At 73.5% G+C, this 25,862-nt stretch carries 21 protein-coding genes; 12 read left to right on the forward strand and 9 right to left on the reverse strand.

The annotated features are described in order from the left end of the window. Positions 1 to 185 precede the first annotated feature (185 nt). Positions 186 to 1,907: a DEAD/DEAH box helicase gene (locus ACFC0Z_RS23050; RefSeq protein WP_376440983.1), complete on the forward strand. Its 1,722-nt coding sequence runs from the start codon at positions 186 to 188 to the stop codon at positions 1,905 to 1,907. Here the strand turns inward: ACFC0Z_RS23050 and ACFC0Z_RS23055 are convergent. The 5 genes from ACFC0Z_RS23055 to ACFC0Z_RS23075 all read right to left on the reverse strand — a co-directional run bounded on the left by ACFC0Z_RS23055 (position 1,832) and on the right by ACFC0Z_RS23075 (position 6,323). After that, positions 1,832 to 2,755, reverse strand: a complete 924-nt coding sequence (locus ACFC0Z_RS23055) for a tyrosine-protein phosphatase (protein ID WP_376440986.1) — start codon at positions 2,753 to 2,755, stop codon at positions 1,832 to 1,834. The genes ACFC0Z_RS23050 and ACFC0Z_RS23055 overlap by 76 nt on opposite strands. Positions 2,756 to 2,864: 109 nt before the next feature. Beyond that, complete coding sequence (locus tag ACFC0Z_RS23060) at positions 2,865 to 3,956, reverse strand: NAD(P)H-dependent flavin oxidoreductase (RefSeq protein WP_376440989.1); 1,092 nt, start codon at positions 3,954 to 3,956, stop codon at positions 2,865 to 2,867. Next, positions 3,956 to 4,720, reverse strand: coding sequence for a CoA-transferase subunit beta (locus ACFC0Z_RS23065; protein ID WP_376440992.1), 765 nt, complete (start codon positions 4,718 to 4,720; stop codon positions 3,956 to 3,958). Before ACFC0Z_RS23065 ends, ACFC0Z_RS23060 begins: the two co-directional genes overlap by 1 nt. Then, complete coding sequence (locus tag ACFC0Z_RS23070) at positions 4,717 to 5,577, reverse strand: CoA transferase subunit A (RefSeq protein ID WP_376440994.1); 861 nt, start codon at positions 5,575 to 5,577, stop codon at positions 4,717 to 4,719. The genes ACFC0Z_RS23065 and ACFC0Z_RS23070 overlap by 4 nt, the downstream gene beginning before the upstream one ends. After that, a complete protein-coding gene (locus ACFC0Z_RS23075) occupies positions 5,574 to 6,323 on the reverse strand; it encodes an enoyl-CoA hydratase family protein (RefSeq protein WP_376440997.1) in 750 nt (249 codons plus the stop codon). The genes ACFC0Z_RS23070 and ACFC0Z_RS23075 overlap by 4 nt, the downstream gene beginning before the upstream one ends. 64 nt (positions 6,324 to 6,387) lie before the next feature. On the opposite strand from ACFC0Z_RS23075, the gene ACFC0Z_RS23080 reads away from it, so the two are divergent. Both ACFC0Z_RS23080 and ACFC0Z_RS23085 read left to right on the forward strand, forming a co-directional pair. After that, the gene (locus ACFC0Z_RS23080; RefSeq protein ID WP_376441000.1) at positions 6,388 to 7,155 is read left to right on the forward strand and encodes an SDR family oxidoreductase; all 768 of its coding nucleotides are present in this window, start codon (positions 6,388 to 6,390) and stop codon (positions 7,153 to 7,155) included. 1 nt (position 7,156) lies between these two features. Next, positions 7,157 to 8,038: an SDR family oxidoreductase gene (locus ACFC0Z_RS23085; protein ID WP_376441003.1), complete on the forward strand. Its 882-nt coding sequence runs from the start codon at positions 7,157 to 7,159 to the stop codon at positions 8,036 to 8,038. Between the two features lie 329 nt (positions 8,039 to 8,367). On the opposite strand, the gene ACFC0Z_RS23090 is transcribed toward ACFC0Z_RS23085, so the two are convergent. After that, a complete protein-coding gene (locus ACFC0Z_RS23090) occupies positions 8,368 to 9,825 on the reverse strand; it encodes an ankyrin repeat domain-containing protein (RefSeq protein WP_376441006.1) in 1,458 nt (485 codons plus the stop codon). 52 nt (positions 9,826 to 9,877) lie between these two features. After that, positions 9,878 to 10,762: a hypothetical protein gene (locus ACFC0Z_RS23095; RefSeq protein ID WP_376441009.1), complete on the reverse strand. Its 885-nt coding sequence runs from the start codon at positions 10,760 to 10,762 to the stop codon at positions 9,878 to 9,880. A gap of 189 nt (positions 10,763 to 10,951) precedes the next feature. Here ACFC0Z_RS23095 and ACFC0Z_RS23100 point away from each other — a divergent pair, with 189 nt between their 5' ends. Beyond that, complete coding sequence (locus ACFC0Z_RS23100) at positions 10,952 to 11,755, forward strand: serine protease (protein WP_376441012.1); 804 nt, start codon at positions 10,952 to 10,954, stop codon at positions 11,753 to 11,755. Between the two features lie 104 nt (positions 11,756 to 11,859). Here ACFC0Z_RS23100 and ACFC0Z_RS23105 read toward each other — a convergent pair whose 3' ends face one another. Further along, positions 11,860 to 13,602 (reverse strand): beta-galactosidase family protein, encoded by a 1,743-nt coding sequence (locus tag ACFC0Z_RS23105; protein ID WP_376441015.1) that lies wholly within the window; start codon positions 13,600 to 13,602, stop codon positions 11,860 to 11,862. An 83-nt stretch (positions 13,603 to 13,685) separates the two neighbouring features. Between ACFC0Z_RS23105 and ACFC0Z_RS23110 the strand changes: the two genes are divergently transcribed. The 6 genes from ACFC0Z_RS23110 (at position 13,686) to ACFC0Z_RS23135 (ending at position 21,634) form a co-directional block, all read left to right on the forward strand. Continuing rightward, entirely contained in the window at positions 13,686 to 14,573 is an 888-nt protein-coding gene (locus ACFC0Z_RS23110; protein WP_376441018.1) for an AraC family transcriptional regulator, read from the forward strand. Between the two features lie 89 nt (positions 14,574 to 14,662). Further along, a complete protein-coding gene (locus ACFC0Z_RS23115; protein ID WP_376441313.1) occupies positions 14,663 to 14,944 on the forward strand; it encodes a chorismate mutase in 282 nt (93 codons plus the stop codon). Next, entirely contained in the window at positions 14,944 to 15,936 is a 993-nt protein-coding gene (locus ACFC0Z_RS23120; RefSeq protein ID WP_376441021.1) for an asparaginase, read from the forward strand. Before ACFC0Z_RS23115 ends, ACFC0Z_RS23120 begins: the two co-directional genes overlap by 1 nt. 29 nt (positions 15,937 to 15,965) lie before the next feature. After that, the gene (gene pepN, locus ACFC0Z_RS23125; RefSeq protein ID WP_376441024.1) at positions 15,966 to 18,452 is read left to right on the forward strand and encodes an aminopeptidase N; all 2,487 of its coding nucleotides are present in this window, start codon (positions 15,966 to 15,968) and stop codon (positions 18,450 to 18,452) included. A gap of 327 nt (positions 18,453 to 18,779) precedes the next feature. Further along, positions 18,780 to 20,204: a pyridoxal phosphate-dependent decarboxylase family protein gene (locus ACFC0Z_RS23130; RefSeq protein ID WP_376441026.1), complete on the forward strand. Its 1,425-nt coding sequence runs from the start codon at positions 18,780 to 18,782 to the stop codon at positions 20,202 to 20,204. Next, positions 20,201 to 21,634, forward strand: coding sequence for a lysine N(6)-hydroxylase/L-ornithine N(5)-oxygenase family protein (locus tag ACFC0Z_RS23135; protein ID WP_376441029.1), 1,434 nt, complete (start codon positions 20,201 to 20,203; stop codon positions 21,632 to 21,634). Before ACFC0Z_RS23130 ends, ACFC0Z_RS23135 begins: the two co-directional genes overlap by 4 nt. 19 nt (positions 21,635 to 21,653) lie before the next feature. On the opposite strand, the gene ACFC0Z_RS23140 is transcribed toward ACFC0Z_RS23135, so the two are convergent. Then, entirely contained in the window at positions 21,654 to 23,450 is a 1,797-nt protein-coding gene (locus ACFC0Z_RS23140; protein ID WP_376441032.1) for a bifunctional metallophosphatase/5'-nucleotidase, read from the reverse strand. Positions 23,451 to 23,608: 158 nt separating this feature from the next. Here ACFC0Z_RS23140 and ACFC0Z_RS23145 point away from each other — a divergent pair, with 158 nt between their 5' ends. Together ACFC0Z_RS23145 and pyk are read left to right on the forward strand one after the other, a co-directional pair. Beyond that, positions 23,609 to 24,292, forward strand: coding sequence for an SIMPL domain-containing protein (locus ACFC0Z_RS23145; protein ID WP_376441035.1), 684 nt, complete (start codon positions 23,609 to 23,611; stop codon positions 24,290 to 24,292). Between the two features lie 136 nt (positions 24,293 to 24,428). Continuing rightward, the gene (pyk, locus tag ACFC0Z_RS23150; RefSeq protein ID WP_376441038.1) at positions 24,429 to 25,856 is read left to right on the forward strand and encodes a pyruvate kinase; all 1,428 of its coding nucleotides are present in this window, start codon (positions 24,429 to 24,431) and stop codon (positions 25,854 to 25,856) included. The last annotated feature ends 6 nt before the right edge of the window (positions 25,857 to 25,862 follow it).

Genomic DNA, 25,862 nt, shown 5'->3' on the forward strand with positions numbered 1-25,862 from the left:
GGAGATGTGACCTCGGCCACGTAGCAGGGGCTGGGATGGGGTGATCTGTCACGCGATCGGCCGGGCGCACTATTCTTCAGATAGACAGCCGGAGCCGTGTCACGTGTTCCGGGACAACAGCCGGGGCCCGCATCGCGCAGGTGCGGGCCCCGGCTGTGCCGCGAGTACCGGCCAGGAAGGCACGCATGACCCGCTCCGAACGCCCCCACAAGCGCAGCCCCCGCACCGCCCAGGCGAAGTCCACGTCCCAGTCGAAGGCCCCCCGCGGTGGCCGTCGTCCCGCCGCGCCCCCGCCGCCGAGCGAGTTCACGCCGCCCGAGACGGTGACGCCCGCGCTCCCCGCCGTGGCCTCCTTCGCCGACCTGGACATGCCCGAGGGCCTCCTGCGGACGCTGGGCGAGCAGGGCGTCACGGAGCCGTTCCCGATCCAGGCCGCGACGCTCCCGAACTCCCTCGCCGGACGCGACGTCCTCGGCCGGGGCCGCACCGGCTCCGGCAAGACCCTCGCCTTCGGCCTCGCGCTCCTCGCCCGCACCGCCGGCCGCCGCGCCGAGCCGACCGCGCCCCTCGCGCTGGTCCTGGTGCCCACCCGCGAGCTCGCGCAGCAGGTGACCGACGCCCTCACCCCGTACGCCGGAGCCCTCCGCCTGCGGATCACCACCGTCGTCGGCGGCATGTCGATCTCCCGGCAGTCCTCCGCGCTCCGCCGCGGCGCCGAGGTCCTCATCGCCACCCCCGGCCGCCTCCACGACCTCATCGACCGCGGCGACTGCCGCCTCGACCAGGTCGCCGTCACCGTCCTCGACGAGGCCGACCAGATGGCCGACATGGGCTTCCTGCCCCAGGTCACCAAGCTCCTCAAGCAGGTCGAGCCCGGCGGTCAGCGGCTCCTCTTCTCGGCGACGCTCGACAAGAACATCGACAAGCTCGTCAAGATGTTCCTCGACGACCCGGTCGTGCACTCCGTCGACCCCTCGGCCGGCGCGGTCACCACGATGGAGCACCACGTCCTGTACGTCATGGACGAGACCGACAAGAAGGCCGTCACGCTGCGGATCGCGGCCCGCGACGGCCGCACGATCCTCTTCCTCGACACCAAGCGGTCCGTGGACCGGCTCGTGAAGCGGCTCCTCGCCAACGGCGTCCGCGCCTCGGGCCTGCACGGCGGACGTTCGCAGCCGCAGCGCAACCGCACCCTGGACCAGTTCAAGACCGGCCAGGTCACCACCCTCGTCGCGACGAACGTGGCGGCCCGCGGCATCCACGTCGACGACCTCGACATGGTCGTCAACGTGGACCCGCCGATGGACCACAAGGACTACCTGCACCGCGGTGGCCGCACCGCCCGCGCGGGTGAGTCCGGCAGCGTCTTCACCCTGGTCCTGCCCGAGCAGAAGCGCGACATGGGCCGCCTGATGTCGAACGCGGGGATCAGCCCGCGCACGGCGCAGATCAGGTCCAGCGACCAGGAGCTCACCGACCTGACCGGCGCCCGGGAGCCCTCCGGCGTCCCGGTGGTCGTCGAGGTCCCGCAGCCGACCCCGCCGCGCAAGGCGACGGGCACGGCCGGCGGCGGCAGCGGAAGCGGCCGCAGCCGCGGCCGTCGCCGCCCCGCCCCGGCGGGCACCGGCGGCGGTACGGCCCCGGCGGCGGGCTCCGGCCGCACCGCCGGGTCCGGCACGGGCGGGGGCCGCGGCTCCGGCACCGGTACGGGTACGGGCCGGGGCTCCGGTTCCGGCAACGGCGGCGGCGGCCGAGGCCGCCAGGGCGCCGGCGCGGGCCGTCAGCCCTCCGCCGCCGGTTCCGGCACGGGCGGCGGCCGCGGTGGCCGTCAGGCGTCCGGCACGAGCCGTTCCCGCAGCGCCACGAGCTCGCGGAACTCCAGGCCGAGGCCCTCGGACACGTAACGGAACAGGCTTCCGTAGGAGACCCGGACCTGGTCGAGAGCCGCGTCGAGGTACGCGTCGCGCACCTCCTGGAACGGCACGATCAGGTCCGGGTTCTGCATGAACCCGCCCAGCTTCAGCCCCTCGCGCACCTTCGCGTCGTACGCGCCGCGGATGGTGTTCGAGGCCAGGTAGTCGGCGCGCGCCGAGGACGCCGGGACACCGAGCAGGGTGAGGAGCAGGTAGCTCGTCCAGCCGGTGCGGTCCTTGCCCGAGGTGCAGTGCAGGAGCAGCGGCCCCCGGGCCGGGTCCGCGAGGTCCCGCAGGGTCGCGCCGAACGCGGCCCGGTTCCCCGCGTCGGTGACGAAGATCCGGTACACCTCGGTCATGAACGCGGCCGCCCGCCCGCCGCCCAGCATCTGCTCCTGCACCACCGGGTCGCGGGAGCCGATCGCCTGGAGGATCTTCGCGAACAGCCCGTTGTCGTTGGTCGGCCGGGCCACGGCGGCCGGACCGGCCGGGAGCCGGTCGGCCCCGTCGTACTGCACCTCCAGGGGGATCCGCAGGTCGACGACGGTGCCGAGGCCGAGCCCGGCGAGCGTCGTCACGTCGGCGTCGGTGAGCTTGCCGAGGGCGTCGCCCCGGTAGGCGAGCCCGTGCCGGACGCGTCCTCCGTCGTACGTGAGGTACCCGCCGAGGTCGCGCACGTTGACCGCGCCCTGGAGCGGGATCTGCCGGATGGCGTTCGCCGACCAGGGGCGCGGACGGCCCGCGTGGCCCGGGCGGGCCTGGGCGGCCGCCGCGGGCACGGCCGCGAAGAGGGCGGTCGCACCGCCGGTGGTGAGCAGCGCGCGTCGGGACAGGGGCATGGCTGGACTCCCTTACGGACTGACGGACGGACGCGCCGGGCAGGCGCCTCCGGCTGACGGACTCGGGTGGGGCAGCCGTGGGCGGTGCGGGGCCCGCGGGGTTGGGCGGCTAAGGGGTGGGGGCCGATGTCGGCTGTTCGACCCGCGGCAGCCGGCTGAGGACCTCCGCGGCCTCGGTCATGATCCGGGCGACCAGGTCCTCGCAGCTCGGAAGGTCGTCGATCACCCCCGCCACCTGCCCGGACGCCATGATCCCGAGGTCCGTACGGCCCTCGACCATGGACGCCCGCAGCAGCATCGGGGTGTTCGCGGCCAGGATGACCTGGCTCCACGAGAGGTCCTTGCCGTGGCGCATCGCCAGGCCGTCGCGGACCATCGCGGGCCAGGAGAGCCCGGACAGCCTCCGGAACCCCGCCGCCCGGCGCACGGCCGCCGCCAGGGCCCGTACCCGCCCCGCGTTCTCCAGGGAGGCCACGAGGTCGGTACGGAGCATCCGGTGCGGCAGCCCGTCGACGGCCGTCGTGACGGTGACGTCCTTGACCGTGGCGGCCAGGTAGCGGGCCTTGACCGCGTCCGGCACGGTCGAGTCGGAGGTCAGCAGGAACCGGGTGCCCATGGCGATCCCGGCCGCGCCCTGCGCGAGCGCGGCGATCAGGCCCCGCCCGTCGCGGAAGCCGCCGGCCGCGATCACCGGGATGTCCACCGCGTCCACGACCTGCGGCAGCAGGACGCTCGTCGCGACCTCGCCGGTGTGCCCGCCGCCCTCGCCGCCCTGGACGAGGACCGCGTCCACGCCCCAGGCGGCGACCTTCTCGGCGTGCCGCCGGGCGCCGACGGAGGGGATGACGACGACCCCGGCGTCCTTGAGCTCGGCGATCAGCTCCTTCGACGGGGCGAGGGCGAAGGAGGCGACCCGTACGCCCTCGTCGACGATGATCCGGACCCGCTCGCGGGCGTCGCCCGCGTCCGCGCGCAGGTTCACGCCGAACGGCCGGTCCGTGCGGGATTTCACCTCGCGGACGGCGGCGCGCAGCTCGTCCACGGTCATGGTCGCGGACGCCAGGATGCCGAGCGCGCCCGCGTTCGCGGTGGCCGAGACGAGCCGGGGGCCCGCGACCCAGCCCATGCCGGTCTGCACGATCGGGTGACGGACGCCGACGAGACGGGTGAGCGGGGTCTCCATGGCGACTGTCGGGGCCATCAGGACCTGACCTCGCGGTCCCGCAGGCCCTTCGGGTCGATCACCTCGCGGATCAGCCGCAGCTCCTCCGCGCTCGGCTCGCGGGTGTGCGGGACCGCGCCGCCGACGCCGCCCTCGGTGTCGGTCGCGAGCTCGAAGCCGGTCGCGGCCCGCACCTCGTCGACGCTCACACCGGGGTGGACGGAGACGAGCCGCATCCGGTGGTCGGGGGTCGCGAAGTCGAAGACGCCGAGGTCGCTGACGACCCGCACGAGCCGGTGGAAGGGCGCGTCGCCCGCGTGGTCGTAGCCGACCCCGCAGATCATGTCGACGCGCTCGACGAAGACCCGGGGCGAGTGCCGGGGGATCCAGTAACTCACCGGGTTGTTGAGGGTGTTGACCGGCGCGCCGCGCACGCCGAGGAGCTGGCGGGCGGGCCGCTCCCAGTCGCCGACGCAGGAGATGTTCTGGTTGCCGTACCGGTCGATCTGGCTCGCGCCCATCATCACGTGCCGCCGCCCGCCGGTGACCATGGCGAGGTGGCGGCGGTACGGCAGCCAGCCCTCCGGCCGCCCGTCGAGGCCGACGACCAGCGCCTCGCCGTCGGTGAGGAGGAGCTCGGGGGAGAAGGTCCGCTTGGCGAGCTTCGCGCCGACGGACGGGACGAGCCCCATCGGGCTGGCGAGGATCTCGCCCGCGCCGCGCCAGGCCTCGGCGCAGGCGATCGCGCAGTACTCGGCGCGGGTGACGGCGGTGGCTCCGGGGGTCTTCGCTTCGGTGGTCATCGCGGCTGCTCCTCGCGCTCGGCGTGCCAGGCGCGGACGGCGGCCTGGTAGTCGTCCTCGCTCTTCCCGTCCAGGAACCGGGCCGCGAACTCGGGCCAGGGGGTGGTCGCGTAGAGCTTCTGGAAGGGCTCGTCGCGGTCGTGGTCGGGGACGCAGGAGGTGAAGTGCGCCCCGTTCGGGGTCTCGACGACGCCGGTGACGCTGTGGCGGCTGACCAGGAGCGACTGGGGGACCGTGTCGGCGGGGAAGGAGTCCACGATCCGTTCGCAGGAGACGTACGCGGTGTCGGCGGCCTCGCAGAAGAGGTCGTCGAAGTACGGGTCGGGGCCCAGGTACTGGCCGTTGCCGAGCCGGTCGGCGCGGTTGACGTGGACGAGGGCGGCGTCCAGCCGGAGGGCGGGGACGGCGACGAACTCCTCCCCGTCGGCGTACGGCGAACGCACGGTCCGCAGCTCGGGGTTGACCCGCATGACGTCGGAGCCGATGCCGGCGCGGACGGGCAGGAACGGCAGCCGGTTGGCGGCGGCGTGCAGGCCCCACATGAACATGGCCTCGTCGAGCTCGGTCAGCGCGAGGGTGCCGTTCTCGCGGGCGGCCCGGAAGTGGGGTTCGAGGGGGACGGAGTCGAGGGTGACGAAGGGGGCGACGAGCCGCCTGATCCGCCCGGCGGCGGCGAGGAGGCCGACGTCGGGGCCGCCGTAGGAGACGACGGTGAGATCGGTGATCTCGGACCGGAGCAGCGCTCTGACCAGGGCCATGGGCTTGCGGCGCGAGCCCCAGCCGCCGATCCCGATCGTCATCCCGGAGCGCAGCCGCCCCACGACGTCCTCGGGGGACATCCTCTTGTCGGCGCTCATCGCGGGTCCTCCTTTCCGAAGGTGTCGCGGACCCGGTCGGCGACACCGCTGAGGTTGGCCTCGAAGGTGAAGCCCTGCTCGAAGCGGTAGCTGCGGCGGACGTCCACGGGGTCGATGCCGTTGATGGCGGCCTTGGCGAGCCGGATGAGCACCCCGTCCTTGGCGGCGATCTCCCCGGCCAGCTCCAGCGCGCCGTCGAGCAGTTCGTCGCGGGGGACGACCTTCCACACCGACCCGTGGGCGTGCAGCTCGGCGGCGGTCGCCGTCCGCGAGGTGTAGTACAGGGCCCGCATGAGGTGCTGCGGCACGAGCCGGGAGAGATGGGTGGCGGCGCCGAGCGCGCCCCGGTCCAGCTCGGGCAGGCCGAAGACGGCGTCCTCGGCGGCGACGATCGCGTCCGCGTTGCCGGCGAGCCCGATGCCGCCGCCCAGGCAGTGCCCGGCGACCGCCGCGACGACCGGCACCTCGCACTCGTACACGGCGGCGAAGGCCTCGGCGCAGCCGCCGTTCGCGCCGATCAGGGCGGAGTGGCCGGGGTCGCGCTGGAGCTCCTTGATGTCGACGCCCGCGTTGAAGCCGCGGCCCTCGGCGGCGAGGACGACGCAGCGGACCTCCGGGTCGCGGCCCGCGGTGCGGACGGCGTCGGCGAGCGCGTACCAGCCCTTGACGGGAAGGGCGTTGACGGGAGGGAAGTCGACGGTGACCAGGGCCACGCCGTCGGTGGGGCGAGAGGTGGAGACACCCATGAGCGGATCAGCTACCTTTCCACCAAACGTTTGTTAGGTGACCTGAGGAGGAAGGTAGCAGCCCATGGAGCTGGACGGGAGGGTCGTGCTCGTCACCGGCGGAACACGCGGCGTCGGTGCGGGCATCGCCCGCGCCTTCCTCCGGGCCGGCGCCCGGGTCGCCGTCTGCGCCCGCAGACCCCCGGACGCGCCGGTCGAAGCGGCGGGCCGCACCGCCGACTTCCACCCGCTGGACCTGCGGAACCCCGAAGCCGTACGCGACTTCTTCACCACCACCCTGACCGCCCGGTACGGCCGCCTCGACACCCTCGTGAACAACGCGGGCGGCACGCCGTACCGCCTCCTGGGGGAGGGGGAGGCCGAACGGCACGCGCGGGTCGTCGAACTGAACCTCACCGCCCCGCTCGCCGTCAGCCTCGCCGCGCACCCCCTGCTCCGGGCCGCGCGCGGCTCCGTCCTGATGATCGGCAGCGTCAGCGGCACCCGCCCCTCGCCCGGCACGGCCGCGTACGGCGCGGCCAAGGCGGGCCTGGAGAACCTCGCCCGCTCGATGGCCGTCGAATGGGCCCCCGAGGTCCGGGTCAACACCCTGGTCCTCGGCATGGTCAGGACCGAACTGTCCCACCTGCACTACGGCGACGAGGCCGGACTCGACGCCGTCGGCCGGACCGTCCCCCTCGGCCGGCTCGCCGCGCCCGACGAGATCGGCGACGCGGCCGTCTTCCTCGCCTCCGACCGGGCGGCGTACGTCTCGGGGGCCTCGCTCCTGGTGCACGGCGGCGGGGAACGGCCCGCCTTCCTCGACGCGGCAACAGCGAACAAGGAGAGCTGACATGACCGATGGACTGTGTGCGGGCCGCGTGGCGATCGTTACGGGAGCGGGCCGGGGCCTCGGCCGGGCCCACGCCCTCGCCTTCGCGGCGGAGGGCGCGAAGGTCGTCGTCAACGACCTCGGCGTCGGCCTCGACGGCCGCCCCGGCCCCGACAGCCCGGCGGCGGCGGTCGTCGAGGAGATCAGGGCGGCGGGCGGCGAGGCGGTCGCCCACGGCGGCGACATCGCGACCACCGAGGGCGCGGCCGGGCTGATCGCGACGGCGCTCGACGCCTACGGCCGTCTGGACACCCTCGTCAGCAACGCGGGCTTCCTCCGCGACCGGATGCTCGTCAACCTCGACGAGGAGGACTGGGACGCCGTCATGCGGGTCCACCTGAAGGGCCACTTCCTGCCCCTGAAGCACGCCTCCGCGCACTGGCGGGCCGAGACGAAGGCGGGCAGGACCCCGGAGGCCCGCGTCGTCCACACCACCTCGGGCGCGGGCCTCCTCGGCAGCGTCGGCCAAGGCAACTACGCGGCGGCGAAGGCCGGGATCGTCGGCCTGACCCTGGTCGCGGCGGCGGAAATGGCCCGGTACGGAGTCCAGGTCAACGCCATCGCCCCGGCGGCCCGCACCCGCATGACGGAACAGGTCTTCGAGGGCCTGGAAGCCCTCCCCGAGGACGTGTCCCCGCTGGTCGTCTGGCTCGGCTCCACCGCGTCGACGGGCGTGACCGGCCGCGTCTTCGAAGCGGAAGGAGGCCGCCTCACGGTCATGGAGGGCTGGCGCCCCGGCCCCACGGACCACCACCCCACCCGCCGCACCCCGACGGAAACGGGCGAGACGGCCCGTAAACTCCTGGCCGCCTCGGAGCCTCCGCACCCGGTGTACGGGGCCTGAGGCCCGACGACTCCGGCCCCGCTCCGGTCCCGCGCCGCCCCCGCTCCGGCCTCGCGCCGCCCCGCGTCGGCCCCGCGCCTGCCCCGACCCCGGTCCCGGTCCCGACCCCGGTCCCGACCCCGGTCCCGGTCCCGACCCCGGTCCCGGTCCCGACCCCGGTCCCGGTCCCGACCCCGGTCCCGGTCCCGACCCCGGTCCCGGTCCCGGTCCGGTCCCGGTCCCGACCCCGGTCCCGGTCCCGACCCCGGTCCCGGTCCCGGTCCCGGTCCCGGTCCCGGTCCGGTCCCGGACCGGTCCCGGACCGGACCGTCAGGCCCGGTGAAGCCCCCTCACCGGCACCGCGGGCTCGTCCACTCCAGGCGGGCTCGTACGCGGGCGTCGGCGATGTGTTCCAGGGCCGCCACGGCCGTTTCGCGGGCCGGGCCGTCCGGGTCGCCGTCGGCGAGGAGGGCCGCCAGGGCGTCCACCGCGCGGGGGTCCTGGCGGATGGCCAGGCCGCGGGCGGCCTCCGCGACCGTCTCCGGGTCCTCGTCGGACAGGCGTTCCGCCAGCCCCTCCCGGACGAGCGGGGTGTCGTCGGGCAGTTCCGCCAGCGCGAGCGTCGCCCAGTCCCGTACCCGCGCGTCGCCGTCCCGGCTCAGCGCGAGCAGCACCCCCAGCGCCTCCGTGTGGCCGGGCGGGACGATCCCGGCCAGCGCGCCCGCGACCGCCCGCCGTACCGCCGCGTCCGCGTGCCCCGCCGCCGCGAGGAGCTCCGGGACCGCGCTGGCGTCCCCGCACTCCCCGAGGGAGAGGACGGCGGAGAGGAGCGGCTCCCGTGCCGGGCCCGCCGTCAGACGCCGCAGCACCGGGACCGCGCTCGGGCCGAAGCCCGGCAGCGCCCCGAGGACCCGCGCGCCCAGCGCCTGCCGCAGCGGGTCGCGGTAGGCGCACCAGCCGGCCGCCGCCACGAACGTCTCCTCGTCCGCCCGCCCCGCCAGTACGTCGACCGCCGTCGTCCAGTCGTCGAGCGCCGGGTCCCCGCACCGCAACGCCCGCGCCGCCAGCTCCTCGTGCGCCGTCCGCAGCCCCATCGCCGCCTCCAGGAGCGTCGCGATCGCCGCGTGCCCCGTCTGCCGCTCGGCACTCCGCGACGGAGCCCCGTTCTCCCGCAGCAGGTCGACGACGACGGTGATCCCGCCGTCCTCCCGTACCCGCCGCACCACCGCCTCGTACGTCTGCCCGCCGTCGTTCCCCGCGACGAGCCCCCGCCGCAGCTCGGCCGCGATGTCCGCGCCGATCCACCGCCGCGCCTCCCGCAGCGCCGCCTCCCGCCCCGCCGCCTCGTGGTCGAGCAGCGCCCGTACGCACGAGGACGAGCCCCGCCGGGCCGCCGCGACCAGCGGCACGACCCCGTCAGGACCCGGCCGGTCCGGGTCGGCGCCGTGCTCCAGGAGCGCCCGCACCGTCTCGGTGTGCCCGAGCCCGACCGCCCACGCGAGGGCCGTGTAGCCGTACGCCTCCTCCTGGTCGGCGGCCGCCCCGCCCGCGAGCAGCGCCCGCACGACCCCGGTGTGCCCGCCGCAGGCGGCCCCGCACAGCGGCAGCCCGCCGGGGTCCTCGGCGGCGCGCCCCGGGTCCGCCCCGGCGGCGAGCAGCACCCGCACGATCCCCGGCTCGTTCCCGACGGCCGCCTGGTACAGCGCGGTCTCCCCGTCCTCGACTCCCTCGGGGTCGGCCCCGCCCCGCAGGGCCCGTACGGCCCCGTCCTCGTCCCCGGCCCGGATCGCGTCGAACAGCGTGCTCATGCACCGACCCTGACCCGCCGTCGGCGTATGGCGCAAATCCGTTCCGCGCGTCTCAGGCCGCGCAGTCCACGACCGAGCCGCACACCCCGCACCGCGCCCGCAGGCTCCGACCCGCCGGGACCCGCAGCCGCTGGCAGCAGACCGGGCAGCCGAAGGCGACCCCCGCCGCCGGCGCCCCGCCGTCGAAGGCGTACGGGGCGCCCGTCGCCGCCCGCCCGAGCCGCCGCTCCCTGCCGTACCGCCGCCGCTCCGCCCATCCCGCCCCGGCCAGCGGCGGCACCCGCCGCTCCCGCTCCGCCTCGGCCCGGCCCCGTACCCACGCCTCGTACGCCACCGCGCTCGTGAACCACGGCGACGGGTCCTCCCCGAAGACCTCCGCCCGCTTCGCGAGGACGTAGCCGAACTCCTCCGGCGTCAGGTAGCCGAGCCTCTGCCGCTCCACCCCGTCCCGCCGGTACGCGTCGAGCAGCAGCCACCCGGCACCCAGATAGGTGGTCACGACGTCCGTGAGGATCTCGTTCTCCGCCGTGCCGGGGAAGCCGAGGCCGAGCCGGTGCAGCAGCACATGGGTGATCTCGTGCGCGAGGGCCGCCCCGATGTCCCGGCGGCGCGTCCTGAACCGGTCGTTGAGCTCGACGAAGTACTCCGGCCCCGCCGCGAGCTCCACGGTCGCCGCGTGCTCCATCGGGCGGAAACTCGCCACCATCCGGGCCTCGGGCAGGCGAAGGTGCGCCACGAGCGTCCGGGCGACCCGCTGGGTCCCGAGGTGGAGGTCCTCCGCGTCGCCGATGGCCATGTCGGCGGCGGCCACGCTCAGCGGGTAGCGGCGGACGCCGTCGGGGGAGACGCGGCGGTAGAGCGCGGTGAGGGAGGCGCGGACGGCGGCGAGGTGCGGAAATCCGTGCACCACACGGTCGGCCCCATCGCGGTTCGGCATACCGGATCCCCCCTTCGTTCCACTGTACGGTCATCTCACCGGTTCTGGCCGAAAAGGCTTCCTTGTGGGGGCAGTTGGGCGATGTCCATAATCCGGACATGCCTTGACGGGCGCATGTCATGTCCATGTGGCACGCCATGTGGCACGTCGTGTCGCGCCATGCCACGCCCCCGCCGGGCCCCACCCCCCATGACAGAAGGAAGACGAGTGAAGAAGAACCGACTGGTCAGCGCCCTTCAGAAACTCGCCGCCGCGGGCGCCGTGGTCCTCGCCGCGGTCAGCCTCCAGCCCACCACCACCGCGTCCGCCGCCCCCGCCCCCGTCGTCGGCGGCGTCCGCGCCGCCCAGGGCGAGTTCCCCTGGATGGTCCGCCTCTCCATGGGCTGCGGAGGCTCCCTGCTCACCCCGCAGATCGTCCTCACCGCCGCCCACTGCGTCAGCGGCTCCGGAAACAACACCTCCATCACCGCCACCGCCGGGGTCGTCGACCTCCAGTCGAGCAGCGCCATCAAGGTGAAGTCCACCAAGGTCCTCCAGGCGCCCGGCTACAACGGCACCGGCAAGGACTGGGCCCTCATCAAGCTCGCCTCGCCGATCACCACGCTCCCCACGCTCAAGATCGCCGACACCACCGCGTACAACAACGGCACCTTCACCGTCGCCGGCTGGGGCGCCACCCGCGAGGGCGGCTCGCAGCAGCGCTACCTGCGCAAGGCGACCGTCCCCTTCGTCACCGACGCCGCGTGCCAGTCGGCGTACGGCGGCTCCCTCGTCCCCGGCGAGGAGATCTGCGCCGGATTCAACGAGGGCGGGGTCGACACCTGTCAGGGTGACTCCGGCGGCCCGATGTTCCGCAAGGACAACGCCGGTGCCTGGATCCAGGTCGGCATCGTGAGCTGGGGCGAGGGCTGCGCACGGCCCGGCTTCCCGGGCGTCTACACGGAGGTCTCGACCTTCGCCGCCGCGATCACCTCGGCCGCGGCGACGCTGTAGCCCCGCACGCGGAAACCCGGGGTGTACGGGGACGGGCCACCGCCCCCGTACACCTCACCCCACCAGCACCCCGGGCACCTCACCCCATCAGCACCCCGGGCACCTCACCCCACCACCACCTCGGGCACCCCGCCCTCCAGCGCCAGCACCCACACCTCGTTCGCGCCCTCCCGCAGCACCGGGCCCGGCACGAACAACGCCTCCTGAGGGCCCACCGACCAGTACCGGCCCAGGCAGAAACCGTTCACCCACACGAAGCCCCGACCCGCCCCCGGCAGCCGCAGCTCCGCGTCGCCCGGACCCGCCACGTCGAGGAACCCCCGGTGGAGCCCCGGATCCGACACGCCGGCCGCGGGCCCGAACGGCACCTCCGCCACCGCCCCCGCCCCGAACGCGTCCAGCCGCAGCCCCCGCGCCACCACCCCGTGCAGGTACTGCCGCTCGTGCCGCACCCCGCCCGTGATCCCCTTCGCCTCCGCCAGCCGCGGCCCGTAGTTGACCCGCCCGAGCGACTCCACCCACAGCTCCACCACCGCCGGGCCGGCCACCGGCTCCGCCAGCACCGCCTCCTCCGCGTCGAGCACCCCCGCCAGGACCCCGTCCACGTACACCGTCGCCCGGTCCCGCAGCCCCGTCACCCCCAGCGGATACGGCCGCCGGGGCCCCGGCACCGCCACCCGGTAACGGACCACCCCCCGGTCCACCCCCAGCTCCTCGAAGGACGGCGGCATCGGCGCCACCACCTCCTCGTCGCCGAGCACCTCCAGGACCTCCCCGAGCGCCGCCCACTCCCCGAGCCCGCCCCGCACCGGCCCACCGATCCGCACCGGCGGCTCCGGCACCTCCGGCAGCGGCCCGTCCGCGTACTCCGCGAACACCTCGCGGAACGCCCAGAACTTCTCCGTCGGCCGCCCCGCCTCGTCCACCGGCGCGTCGTAGTCGTACGAGGTCACCGTCGGCCGCAGCTCCCCGTCGTGCAGCTCACCCGTCCGGTTCGCCCCCGCCCATCCGCCCGCGTTCGTCCCGCCGTGCGCCATGTAGAGGTTGACCGACGCCCCGCACTCCAGGATCTCCCGCAGCGCCCCCGCCGCCTCCGCCGCCTCCCGCACCGCGTGCTCCGTGCCCCAGTGGTCGAACCAGCCGCACCAGAACTCCATGCACATCAGCGGCCCCGACGGACGGTGCCGCCGCAGCGTCGCGAACGCCTCCCGCGCCCCCGAACCGAAGTTCGCCGTCGCGAGGACCCCCGGCACCGAACCACCCGTCAGCATGTGGTCCTCGGGCCCGTCCGAGGTGAACAGCGGCACACTCACCCCGCACCTGCGCAGCAGCCCCGCCACCCACTCCAGATAGCCCCGGTCGCTCCCGTAACTCCCGTACTCGTTCTCCACCTGCACCATCAGCACCGGACCGCCCCGGTCCACCTGCCGCTCCACCACCTGCGGAAGCAGCCGCCGGAACCAGCCCCCCACCGGAGCGCAGAACTCCGGATCGAGCGTCCGGACACGCCGCCCCAGCGGCCCCGTCAGCCAGTGCGGCAGACCGCCGTTCTCCCACTCGGCACAGATGTACGGCCCCGGCCGCACGACCGCCCACAACCCGGCCCGCTCCACCGCGTCCAGGAACCGGCCGAGCGCCTCCACGTCCCCGTACCGCCCCGGCTCCGGCTCGTACAGGTTCCACGGCACATACGTCTCGACACAGTTGAGGCCCATCGCCCGCAGCATCCCGAGCCGGTGCTCCCACAGCTCCTCGTGCACGCGGAAGTAGTGCAGCGCCCCCGACAGCAGCCGCACCGGCCGCCCGTCGAGCAGAAAGTCCTCGTCACCCACAGCGAACGTGCTCATGCCTCACCCTCGCCCTCTGGCGGCGAGAGGGTCCATGGACAAAGATCGTCGCAGTTTGGACGTACGAGAGGGCGGGCCGCGCGATGTACCACACCTGGATGCGCTACTTCACGCCCAGCCCCGTCCACCACCGCCTCGGACTCGTCTGCCTCGGCGTCGGACTCCAGCACGGCACCCTCCCCACCGTCGGCCCCCGCACCCTCGACCACCACGTCGCCGTCCTCGTCTCCGCCGGCGGCGGCTGGTACCGCGGCGCCGACGGCCGCCGCACCACCGTCACCGCCCCCGCCCTCATCTGGCTCACCCCCGGCACCCCCCACCACTACGGCGCCGACCCCGCCACCGGCTGGGACGAGGCCTTCGTCGACTTCTCCGGGCCCGCCACCGCCACGTACACCGAACTCGGCTACATCGAACCCGACCGGCCCGTCGTCCCCCTCTCCGACGCCGCCCCCGCCCGCGCCGCCATCGGCCGCATCGCCCGCGCCGCCCGCCCCGGCAACCCCCTCCTCGAAGTCGAGACCGGCGCCGCCGTCCACGAACTCCTCGTCGCCCTCCGCCGTGCCCGCGCCGACACCAACGCCGACGGCGACCCCGTCCTCGCCGCCCTCGCCCGCGACGCCTGCCGGCCCCTCACCGTCGCCGAACACGCCGCCCGCCACGGCATGACCCCCGCCGAACTCCGCACCGCCGTCCGCCGCGCCGCCGGATGCAGCCCCAAGGACTACCTCCTCACCGTCCGCCTCGGCCGCGCCAAGGAACTCCTCGCCGCCACCGACCTCCCCGTCGCCGCCGTCGCCCGCCGCGTCGGCTACGACGACCCCGCCTACTTCTCCCGACTCTTCACCCGACGCGTCGGCACCGCGCCCATCCGCTTCCGCGAACAGCAGGGACGTACCGTCCCCGGCGGCTGGAGCGACCGGGTTCCGGATCCCGAACACCCGCCCACCATCGCCGGAAGATCCGTCTAAGCTCCGTGACCATGAGCGACACGAGCAACCCGAACGACACCGCGGCCGGCACCGCCGCCGGCACCGCCGCGGGAACCACCGCGGACGTCATGGCCGAGCTGACCCGCCTGCGCGAGAGCATCGACAACATCGACGCGGCCGTCGTCCACATGCTCGCCGAACGCTTCAAGTGCACCCAGCAGGTCGGCGTCCTCAAGGCCGCCCACCAGCTCCCGCCCGCCGACCCCGCCCGCGAGGCCCGCCAGATCGCCCGGCTGCGGGAACTCGCCGAGAGCGCCAGACTGGACCCGGCCTTCGCGGAGAAACTCCTCAACTTCATCATCGCCGAGGTCATCCGCCACCACGAGACGATCGCGGACGGAGCACGCTGATGGCACGCGTGACGGTCTTCACCCTCGGAGGCACGATCTCCGCGCGCGGCGGCGACGCCGCCCGCATGACCGGCCAGGAGGTCCTCGCCGAACTCGGCGCACCCCACGGCGCCGAGGTCACCCTGCGCGACTTCCGCCGCGTCCCCAGCTCCTCCCTCACCCACGAGGACCTCGCCGCCCTCGCCGACGAGATCCGGCGGACCGTCGCCGACGGCTCCGGCGTCGTCGTCGTCCAGGGCACCGACACCCTGGAGGAGACCGCCTTCCTCCTCGACCTCCTCTGCACCACCGAACAGCCCGTCGCCGTCACCGGCGCCATGCGCCGCCCCGACCTCCCCGGCGCCGACGGCCCCGCCAACCTCGCCGCCGCCCTGGCCGTCGCCGCCGACCCCGCCTGCCGGAACCTCGGCGTCCTCGTCGTCCTCGCCGACGAGATCCACGCCGCCCGCCACGCCCGCAAGACCCACACCACCTCGGTCGCCACCTTCGCCTCACCCGGCGCCGGCCCCCTCGGCGCCGTCATCGAGGGCGAACCCCGCGTCCTCCTCCGCCCCGCCGTCCCCAGCGCCCTCTGCCGCCTCTCCTTCGACCCGGCCGTCCGCGTCGCCCTCGTCACCCTCTCCCAGGGCGACCGCGGCGAACTCCTCGACGCCGTCGACGACCGCTTCCAGGGCCTCGTCGTCGCCGCCTTCGGCGCCGGACACGCCCCCACCTGGCTCGTCGAACCCCTCGCCGAGATCGCCCGCCGCATCCCCGTCGTCCTCGCCTCCCGCACCGGCGCCGGAACGACCCTCACCGAGACCTACCGCGGCCCCGGCTCCGAGTACGACCTCCTCCACCACGGCCTCATCCCCGCCGGACCCCTCGACCCCGCCAAGGCCCGCATCCTCCTCCACGCCCTGATCTCCAGCGGCGCGGCCGCCCCCACGGGCTACGACCGCCCCCGCATCACCGCCGCCTTCGCCCACCTGAACGGCTCAGGGCTGGCCTGAGGAGAAATCCATCAGGCAGCATGGCACCCATGTCCGTACTGACGCGCGACGAAGCGCAGACCCGTGCCCAGCTCCTCGACGTCCACCGCTACCAGGTGGACATCGACCTCACCACCGGCGCCGAGACCTTCGAGTCCACCAGCACCGTCCGATTCACCGCCCGCGCCGCCGGGGACACCTTCGTCGAGCTCAAGCCCGAGACCCTGCACTCCGCCACCCTCGACGGACAGGCCCTCGACACCGCCGCCCTCGACGGCAACCGCCTCCCCCTCACCCTCACCGAGGGCGAGCACGAGCTCCGCGTCGCCACCACCATGCGGTACTCCCGCACCGGCGAGGGCATGCACCGCTTCACGGACCCCACCGACGGCGAGTCCTACGTCTACACCCAGCTCTTCATGGAAGACGTCCAGCGCGTCTTCGCCGCCTTCGACCAGCCCGACCTCAAGGCCGTCTTCGAGCTGAGCGTCACCGCCCCCGAAGGCTGGACCGTCCTCGCCAACGGCATCACCGAGCAGCAGGCCGACGGCGTCTGGAAGGCCGCCGCCACCCCGCTCCTCTCCACCTACTTCGTCTGCGTCGCCGCCGGCCCCTGGCACAGCGTCCGCACCGAGCACGCCGGACTGCCCTTCGGCATCCACTGCCGCCGCTCCCTCGCCCCCCACCTCGACGCCGACGCCGACGAGATCATCGCCGTCACCAAGGCCTGCTTCGACCGCTTCCACGAGAAGTTCGACGAGCCCTACCCCTTCGACTCGTACGACCAGGCCTTCGTCCCCGAGTTCAACGCCGGCGCCATGGAGAACCCCGGACTCGTCACCTTCCGCGACGAGTTCGTCTTCCGCTCCGCCGTCACCGTCACCGAACGCCAGACCCGCGCCATGGTCATCGCCCACGAGATGGCCCACATGTGGTTCGGCGACCTCGTCACCCTCCGCTGGTGGGACGACATCTGGCTGAACGAGTCCTTCGCCGAGTACATGGGCTACCAGACCGTCAACGAAGCCTGCTCCGACCTCTTCCCCGACACCTGGGTCGACTTCGGCGTCACCCGCAAGGCCTGGGGCTACGAGGCCGACCAGCGCCCCTCCACCCACCCCGTCGCCCCGGACCCCGAGGCCGTCCCCGACACCGCCTCCGCGCTCCTCAACTTCGACGGCATCTCCTACGCCAAGGGCGCCTCCGCCCTCCGCCAGCTCGTCACCTGGCTCGGCGAGGACGACTTCCTCGCCGGCATCAACATCCACTTCAAGCGCCACAAGTTCGGCAACGCCACCCTCGCCGACTTCATCGACAACCTCGCCGCCGCCACCGACCGCGACGTCCACGCCTGGGCCGAACAGTGGCTCCGCACCACCGGCGTCGACACCCTCACCCCCCGCCTCGACGGCGAAGGCACCCGCTGGCAGCTCACCGTCGACCGCGACGGGAGCCGCCCCCACCGCATCGAGGCCGGCGTCTACGACCGCCGCCCCGACGGCGAACTCGTCCTCCGCGAACGCCACGTCCTCGACGTCCCGCAGGAAGCCCCCCTCGACCTCACCGGCCCCCGCCCGGCCCTCGTCGTCCTCAACGAGAACGACCTCACCTACACCAAGCTCCGCTTCGACGAGGTCTCCGAGGAGACCGCCCTCCGCGGCATCTCCCGCATCCCCGACGCCCTCACCCGCGCCGTCGTCTGGAACGCGCTCCGCGACATGGTCCGCGACGGCGTCCTCGAACCGGTCGCGTACCTGGAGACCGCCCTCGCGCACCTCCCCGAGGAGACCGAACTCGCCGTCGTCCAGGGCGTCCTCGGCTTCGCCCGCACGCAGATCGCCGACCGGTACGTCTCCGAGGCCGAGCGCCCCGCCGCCCTCGCCACCATCGGCGAGATCGCCCGCGCCCTCCTCCGCCGCACCGAGGACGGCGACGCGCCCGGCCTGCGCCTCACCGCCGTCCGCGCGTACATCGGCAGCGCCACCACCCCCGACAAGATCGCCTCCTGGCTGGAGGAGGGCACCGTCCACGGCGGCCCCGAACTCGACCCCGAACTCCGCTGGCAGATCCTCGCCCGCCTCGCCGTCCTCGGCGCCACCGACGAGACCGTGATCGCCGCCGAGCTGGAGCGCGACCCCAGCGCCACCGGCCAGGAGGGCGCCGCCCGCTGCCGCGCCTCCCTGCCCACCGCCGAGGCGAAGGCGGCCGCCTGGTCGGCCCTCTTCGACACCGACGACCTCTCCAACTACCTGTTCACCGCCACCGCCCTCGGCTTCTGGCAGCCCGAACACGCCGACCTCGTACGGGACTACATCCCCCGCTTCTACGAGGACGCCGCCGCCCTCGGCGCCCGCCGCGGCCCGGCCATGGCCGAAGCCGCGGGCCGCTACGCCTTCCCGTCCTACGCGATCGACGAGGCCTCCCTCACCCTCGGCGAATCCCACCTGGCCGGCGACTCCGTGATCCCGGCCCTCCACCGCAAGCTGGTCGACCAACTCGACGACCTCCGCCGAGCCCTGAAGACCCGCCAGGCCTGACACCCCTGCCGGGGCGCCGCTCGCAGTCGTCTGCGGGCGCCGCCCCGCCGTTCCGTCGCGGGCCGCGCCGCCGTTTCGTTGTGGGCAGTCGTTCCGCTGGGGCCGGGGGTCCCCCCTGCTCGCAGAGCTTGGGGGCGGGTGGGCACAACGGAACGGCACCCCCTGCCGGGCCTAGGCTCCCGCGCCTGAACCCGCACCCCGTGCACGTCGCACACCCGGTGCGGGCCAGGCACAGGACCCGGGCGAGGGACCCGCAGGGTCCCTCATTCGGGTCAAAGCCCCGAATGCCCCGGACAACGCCCCGCGAGGCCCGCCACGCTGTCGTCCATGCGTGCCGCACCCCCACCCCTCGCCGGCGACACCCCCGGCCCCGCCGCCCTCCGCCCCCTCCTGGACACCGTCCTCGACGCCCTCCACGAAGGAGCCCAGGCCAGGGGAGGCCCCCTCCCGGCAGGCGGACCGGACCAGGTCGCACGGCACGTGACGGCCGCCCTCGGAGCCGTACTCCCCGAACACGGCACCGACCCCCACGAGGCCCTGCGCACGCTCGTCCACGCCCTCGCCGAAGGCGCCGCCGACCCCGCCCACCCCCTCTGCGCCGCCCACCTCCACACACCCCCGCTCGCCCTCGCCGCCGCCGCCGACCTCGCGGCCTCCGCGCTCAACCCCTCGATGGACTCCTGGGACCAGGCCCCGGCCGCCTCCGCCCTGGAAGCGGCGGTCACGGCAGCCCTCGCCGCCGAGGTCTACCCCGGGGACCCGGACCCGGACCCGGACCCGGACCCCACCGCCCCCACCCCCGACGCCCTCGTCACCACCGGCGGCACCGAGTCCAACCAACTCGCCCTGCTCCTCGCGCGAGAACGCCACGGCCGCCAAGGCCACCGACTCCGCGTCGTCGTCGGCGCCAACGCCCACCACTCCTTCCACCGCGCCGCCTGGCTCCTCGGCCTCCCCGAACCGATCCCCGTCCCCACCCCCGACGGCATCCTGACCCCCGCTGCCCTGGCCGAAGCGCTCGCACGCACCCCCGGCCCCGCCCTCGCCGTCGCCACCGCCGGCACCACCGACGCCGGCCTCGTCGACCCGCTCACCGCCCTCGCCGACGTCTGCGAGGCCCACGGGGCCGACCTCCACGTCGACGCCGCCTACGGAGGCCCCGTCCTCCTCAGCCCGACGCACCGCCGGCTCCTCGACGGCCTCCACCGCGCCCGTACCGTCACCGTCGACCTCCACAAACTCGGCTGGCAGCCCGCCGCCGCCGGCCTCCTCGCCGTCCGCGACACCGCCGACCTCGCCGTACTCGGCCACACCGCCGACTACCTCAACGCCGACGACGACACCGAGGCCGGCCTCCCCGACCTCCTCGGCCGCTCCCTGCGCACCACCCGCCGCCCCGACGTCCTCAAGACCGCCGTCACCCTCCGCGCCCTCGGCCGCACCGGCCTCGCCGCCCTCGTCGACACCTGCATGGAACGCGCCCAGGACCTCGCCGACCTCGTCGAGAAGACCCCCGGCCTCGACCTCAGGGCCCGCCCCACCCTCACCACCGTCCTCTTCCGCCCCAGCGGCGCCCCCGACCCGGCCGTCGCCGCGATCCGTCGCACCCTCCTCGCCGAGGGCCGTGCCGTCCTCGGCCGCGCCGAGGCCGACGGCCGCCTGTGGCTCAAGGCCACCCTGCTCAACCCCCACGCCACCCCCGACGACCTCGCACAGCTCATCACCCTCGTGGAAGGCAGCACGCACCGATGACCGGCAGCACCACCCCCACCCCCGACCCCGCACCCCAGGACCTCGACCAGCCCCACGACCTCGTCGGCATCGGCATCGGCCCCTTCAACCTCTCCCTCGCCGCCCTCGCCCACGGCATCCCCGGCGGCATCGCCGCCACCTTCTACGAGCAGAAGCCCGCCTTCCACTGGCACCCCGGCCTCCTCCTCGACGGCGCCACCCTCCAGGTCCCCTTCCTCGCCGACCTCGTCACCCTCGCCGACCCCGCCAGCCCCTGGACCTTCCTCAACTACCTCAAGAGCCGCGAGCGCCTCTTCCCCTTCTACTTCGCCGAGAAGTTCCACATCCAGCGCGCCGAGTACGACGCCTACTGCCGCTGGGTCAGCGAACGCCTCCCCGGCCTCCACTTCGGCCACCAGGTCGACTCCGTCCGCTGGAACCCCGAACGCCGCCTCTTCGAAGTCGACTTCACCCAGATCGACCCCACCGGCGAAGCCGAGGCCCTCGGCCGCGCCTACACCCGCAACGTCGTCCTCGGCGTCGGCACCGAGCCCTACGTCCCCGAACCGCTGCGCCCCCTCGCCGACGCCCCCGGCGTCCCCGTCGTCCACTCCGCCGACTACCTCACCCACCGCGAGACGCTCCTGCGCGCCGGCCACGTCACCGTCATCGGCTCCGGCCAGTCCGGCGCCGAGGTCTTCCTCGACCTCCTCCGCCACCGCCCCGAGGGCGCCGAGAAGATCCACTGGCTCGCCCGCACCGAGGCCTTCGCCCCCATGGAGTACTCCAAGCTCGGCCTGGAACACTTCACCCCCGACTACACCCGCTACTTCCACGCCCTCCCCGAGCCCGTACGCGGCGAACTCGTCCCCCGCCAGTGGCAGCTCCACAAGGGCATCGACACCGACACGATCGCCGCCATCCACGAGGAGCTCTACCGCCGCACCCTCCACGGCGGCTGGCCCGACGCCGTCCTCACCCCCGGCGTCCGCGTCCGCACCGCCGGACGCGTCGCCACCACCCAGGTCGAACTGCACCTCGAACACGTCCAGCAGGGCACCCGCTCCCGCCTCACCACCGACGCCGTCGTCCTCGCCACCGGCTACCGCGAACGCCCCGTCGACCGCATGCTCGCCGGCCTCGACCCGTACCTCCGCCACGACGCCGCGGGACGCGCCCGCATCGACGAGCGGTACCGCCTCGTCCTCGACCCCTCCGTCACCGGCGCCGTCTACGTACAGAACGCCGAGAAGCACACCCACGGCGTCGGCGCCCCCGACCTCGGCCTCGCCGCCTGGCGCAGCGCCACCATCCTCAACACCCTCACCGGCAAGGAGCCCTACCCCCTGCCCCGCCGCACCGCCTTCACCACCTTCGGCCTGGAAACACGAGAGGCGCCGAGCATCCCGGCACAGGACCGGAAGCTGACGCCTCTCGCGCAGAACGTGTGACGACCGGAAGGCCGGTCGACTAGAAGACCGGCACACCGTCCCGGGTCAGCTTCCAGTCCACCGAAGCGAACTGGCCCGGGTCGACCGTCCCCTTCGCCTTCACCCACTGGATGATGGTGTTACGGATCTCGTCCGAGTTCGCCCACAGCTGCTGCGCGTTCGCCACGTGCGGGAACGCGCCGCCGCCGCTCGCCCGGTAGTTGTTCACCGCGAGCACGAACCGCGCCGCCGGGTCGAGCGGCTTGCCCTCGAAGGACAGGCCGACGATCCGCTGACCGGCCGGCTTCGCGATGTCGATCTCGTACGTCAGACCCGACACGGCGTCGTAGTTGTAGTCGGGGGTGGCGGCGGCGTTGGTGAGCTTCGCCGTGTCGACGGGCGCGCCCGCCGGCGTCTGGACGTAGTACTTCGCCGAGTACTCCAGGTAGTCCTTGAGCTGGGCGCCCGTCAGGAGGCGGGCCTCCATGGTGTTCTCGAAGGGGTACAGGCCCGCCGCGTCCTTGATGGTGATCTCACCGGACGGGATGCGGGCCGTGCGGGAGAAGCAGGACGCCTGCGACAGGACCGGCAGGGCCGCGTACGCGCCACCGGCCAGCGCCGCCTTCACCGTCTCCGCCTGGACGACGTTGATCAGGTCGATGATCGGCTCGTCCTTCCACGGCGCGTCCGCCGTGGTCATCGCCGCCGTCGAGGTGCCGATGACCTGGTTGACGTACGCGACGACCTTCTTGTGCTCGTCCTCCAGGAGGCCGACGATCTCCGGGTCCTCGGCCACCGTGTTCGAGTTGAGAACCTGCGCGCCGACCTTCTCGACGACCCAGCGGCCCTTCTCCCACACCAGGTCGAAGTCGAACAGCGTCAGGCGCTGGCCCCACTTCAGCGGCTCGGACAGGACGACGTCCTGACCCGTCTCTTTGTTCTTCACCCGGTACTCGGGGATCTCGGTGTGCGCGTGACCGACGAGGATCGCGTCGATGCCCGGCACCTGCTCGGCGACGAGACCGGCCGCGTTCTCGATGTGCGGGAGCTGGTCACCGTACGAGGACGTGCCGCTCGAACCCGAGTGCGCCGACACGACGACCACGTCCGCGCCCATGGAGCGCAGCTTCGGCACCCACTTCGCCGCCTGCTCCTCAAGGCCCGGGAACACCATCTTGCCGGTGACGTTCGCCTTGTCCCAGATCGCGATGCCCGGGTTCGTCAGACCGAGGATCGCGACCTTCACGTCACGGCCGTGCGGGGTCCGCATCGTGTGCATGCTGTACGGGGCGAACGCCGGGCGCAGCGTCTTCGCGTCGAGCGCGTTGGCACCGAGCAGCGGGAAGTCGCACTGCTCCTCGAACTTGCGCAGCACCGGTATGCCGTAGTTGAACTCGTGGTTGCCGAGCGCGGCGGCGTCGTACCCGATCGCGTTCATCGCCTGCGCCATCGGGTGCACCGGGCCGCCGACCTGCGTGATCGGGTCGACCTTGGCGTAGTAGTACGAGAGCTGGGTGCCCTGGATCGTGTCACCGGCGTCGATGAGCAGCGTGTTGCACCGCCCCTTGGCGGCACGGACCTGGTCGACGAGCGTGGAGATCTTCGCGAGACCGACGTCGTTGTGCGCCTTGTCGTCGAACTCCCTGTCCGTGAAGTAGTCCCAGTTAAAGACATTTCCGTGCAGATCGGTCGTCCCCATCACGGTGAACGAGTACCGCTTGGCCGGCCGGGGACGCGGGCCGGCGGCCTCGGCGGGGGCGACGGCACCCGCGGCGAGGGCGGCTCCGGCTCCGACGGCGACGGAGCTCTCCAGGAACGTCCGGCGGTTCAACGGCATGTGCTTCTCCTTGGTTCGATGACGTCGTCACTGACGCACAACGCGCGTAGATTCTGGCTCAGGAGCAACACCCGGCAACAGGCCCTTCCGGTTACGGAGTGGGAAAATGTTGTACGGGCCACCGTTACCGCACACCACACACACCCAGGAGCGCCGACGTGACACACGACCACGCCACCCCCGACGCACCCCACGTGACGGTCCGTGGCGAAGGACGACTCGACGTCGAGCCCGACCGGGCCCGGATCTGGGTGTACGTCACGGCGCGCGGCACCGACCGCCCCACGGTCCTCGCCGACCTCACCCGCCGCAACGCCCAGGCGCTCGACCTCGTCAAAGCCCTGGGGGAGTCGGTCGAGAAACTGGAGACGGGCACCCTCTCCCTCTCCCCGGAACTCGGCAGGCGCGGCCGCGGCGAACGCGTCCACGCCTTCGTCGGCCGGGTCCGGATCGCCGCCACGCTGACCGACTTCACCGCCCTCGGCGAACTCGTCACCCGCCTCGCCGACCTGGACATGACCTCCGTCGACGGCCCCTGGTGGGAGCTGCGCCCCGACTCCCCGGCCTACGCCGAAGCCCGCCGCCTCGCCGTCACGGAAGCCGTCCAGCGCGCCCGGGCCTACGCGGACGCGCTCGGCACCTCGCTCGCCTCACTCCTCGAACTCTCGGACGCCGGCCTCGGAGGCACCGAGGCGCGCATGTCCCCGGTCTTCGCCGCGGGACCCGTCGGCTACGCCGCCGAGTCGGCGGGTGAAGGACCCTCGCTCGATCTCGAACCGCAACGGCAGACGGTCACCGCGGAGGTCGTCGCCCGCTTCACGATGACCCCTCCGACGCTCTGAAAAGAGGTGGGGAATTCGCTCATCAGAGCACCCCTGCGCACACATTCAAGACTTGTCAACAGCCTTTCACGAAAAGGTTGTTGAGTAGTCATGCACGACCAATTTCCTACCCGCCGGTAAGCCCTAGGCTCGACTCATGCGCCGAGCGAAAATCGTTTGTACCCTTGGGCCCGCCACCGACACATACGACCAGATCAAGGCATTGATCGAGGCCGGAATGGACGTGGCCCGCTTCAACCTCAGCCACGGCACCTACGCCGAACACGAGGAGCGCTACCAGCGCGTCCGCAAAGCCGCCGACGAGACCGGCCGCAGCGTCGGCGTCCTCGCCGACCTTCAAGGCCCGAAGATCCGCCTCGGCCGCTTCCGCGAAGGCCCCGTACTCCTTGAACGCGGCGACGAGTTCGCCATCACCGTCGAACCGATGGAAGGCGACCGCCACTGCTGCGGCACCACCTACGCCGGCCTCGCCGCCGACGTCACCGCAGGTGAACGCATCCTCGTCGACGACGGCCGCGTCACCCTCGAAGTCACCTCGGTCGACGGACCCAAGGTCCACACCCGGGTCATCGAAGGCGGCATGGTCTCCGACCACAAGGGCCTCAACCTCCCCGGCGTCGCCGTCTCCGTCCCCGCGCTCTCCGAGAAGGACATCGAGGACCTCCGCTGGGCCCTGCGCACCGGCGCCGACGTCATCGCCCTCTCCTTCGTCCGCAGCGCCCGCGACATCGAGGACGTCCACCGGATCATGGACGAGGAAGGCCGCCGCCTCCCCGTCATCGCGAAGATCGAAAAGCCCCAGGCCGTCGAGAACATCGACGAGATCGTCGCCGCCTTCGACGGCATCATGGTCGCCCGCGGCGACCTCGGCGTCGAAATGCCCCTCGAACAGGTCCCGATCGTCCAGAAGCGCGCCGTCAAACTCGCCAAGCGCAACGCCAAGCCGGTCATCGTCGCCACCCAGATGCTCGACTCGATGATCGACAACTCCCGCCCCACCCGCGCCGAGGCCAGCGACGTCGCCAACGCCGTCATCGACGGCACCGACGCCGTCATGCTCTCCGGCGAGACCAGCGTCGGCCGCTACCCCATCGAGACGGTCCGCACGATGAGCCGCATCGTCGAAGCCGCCGAGGAAGACGTCCTCGCCAAGGGCCTCCCGCCCCTCACCGAACGCAACAAGCCCCGCACCCAGGGCGGCGCCGTCGCCCGCGCCGCCGCCGAGATGGGCGACTTCCTGGGCGCCAAGTTCCTCGTCGCCTTCACCCAGTCCGGCGACACGGTCAAGCGCCTCTCGCGCTACCGCTCCCCGATCCCGCTCCTCGCCTTCACCCCGGACCCGGCGACCCGCTCCCAGCTCAACCTCACCTGGGGCGTGGAAACCTTCCTGGGCCCCCACGTCGACTCCACGGACGCGATGGTCGCCCAGGTCGACGAGGAACTCCTCCGCATCGGCCGCTGCCAGAAGGGCGACGTCGTCGTCATCACGGCCGGCTCCCCGCCGGGCGTGGCGGGCTCCACGAACCTGGTCCGCGTCCACCACATCGGCGACCCGCTGACGTAGGCGTCT

It is taken from the genome of Streptomyces sp. NPDC056144, assembly GCF_042264145.1.
GTDB lineage: Bacteria > Actinomycetota > Actinomycetes > Streptomycetales > Streptomycetaceae > Streptomyces.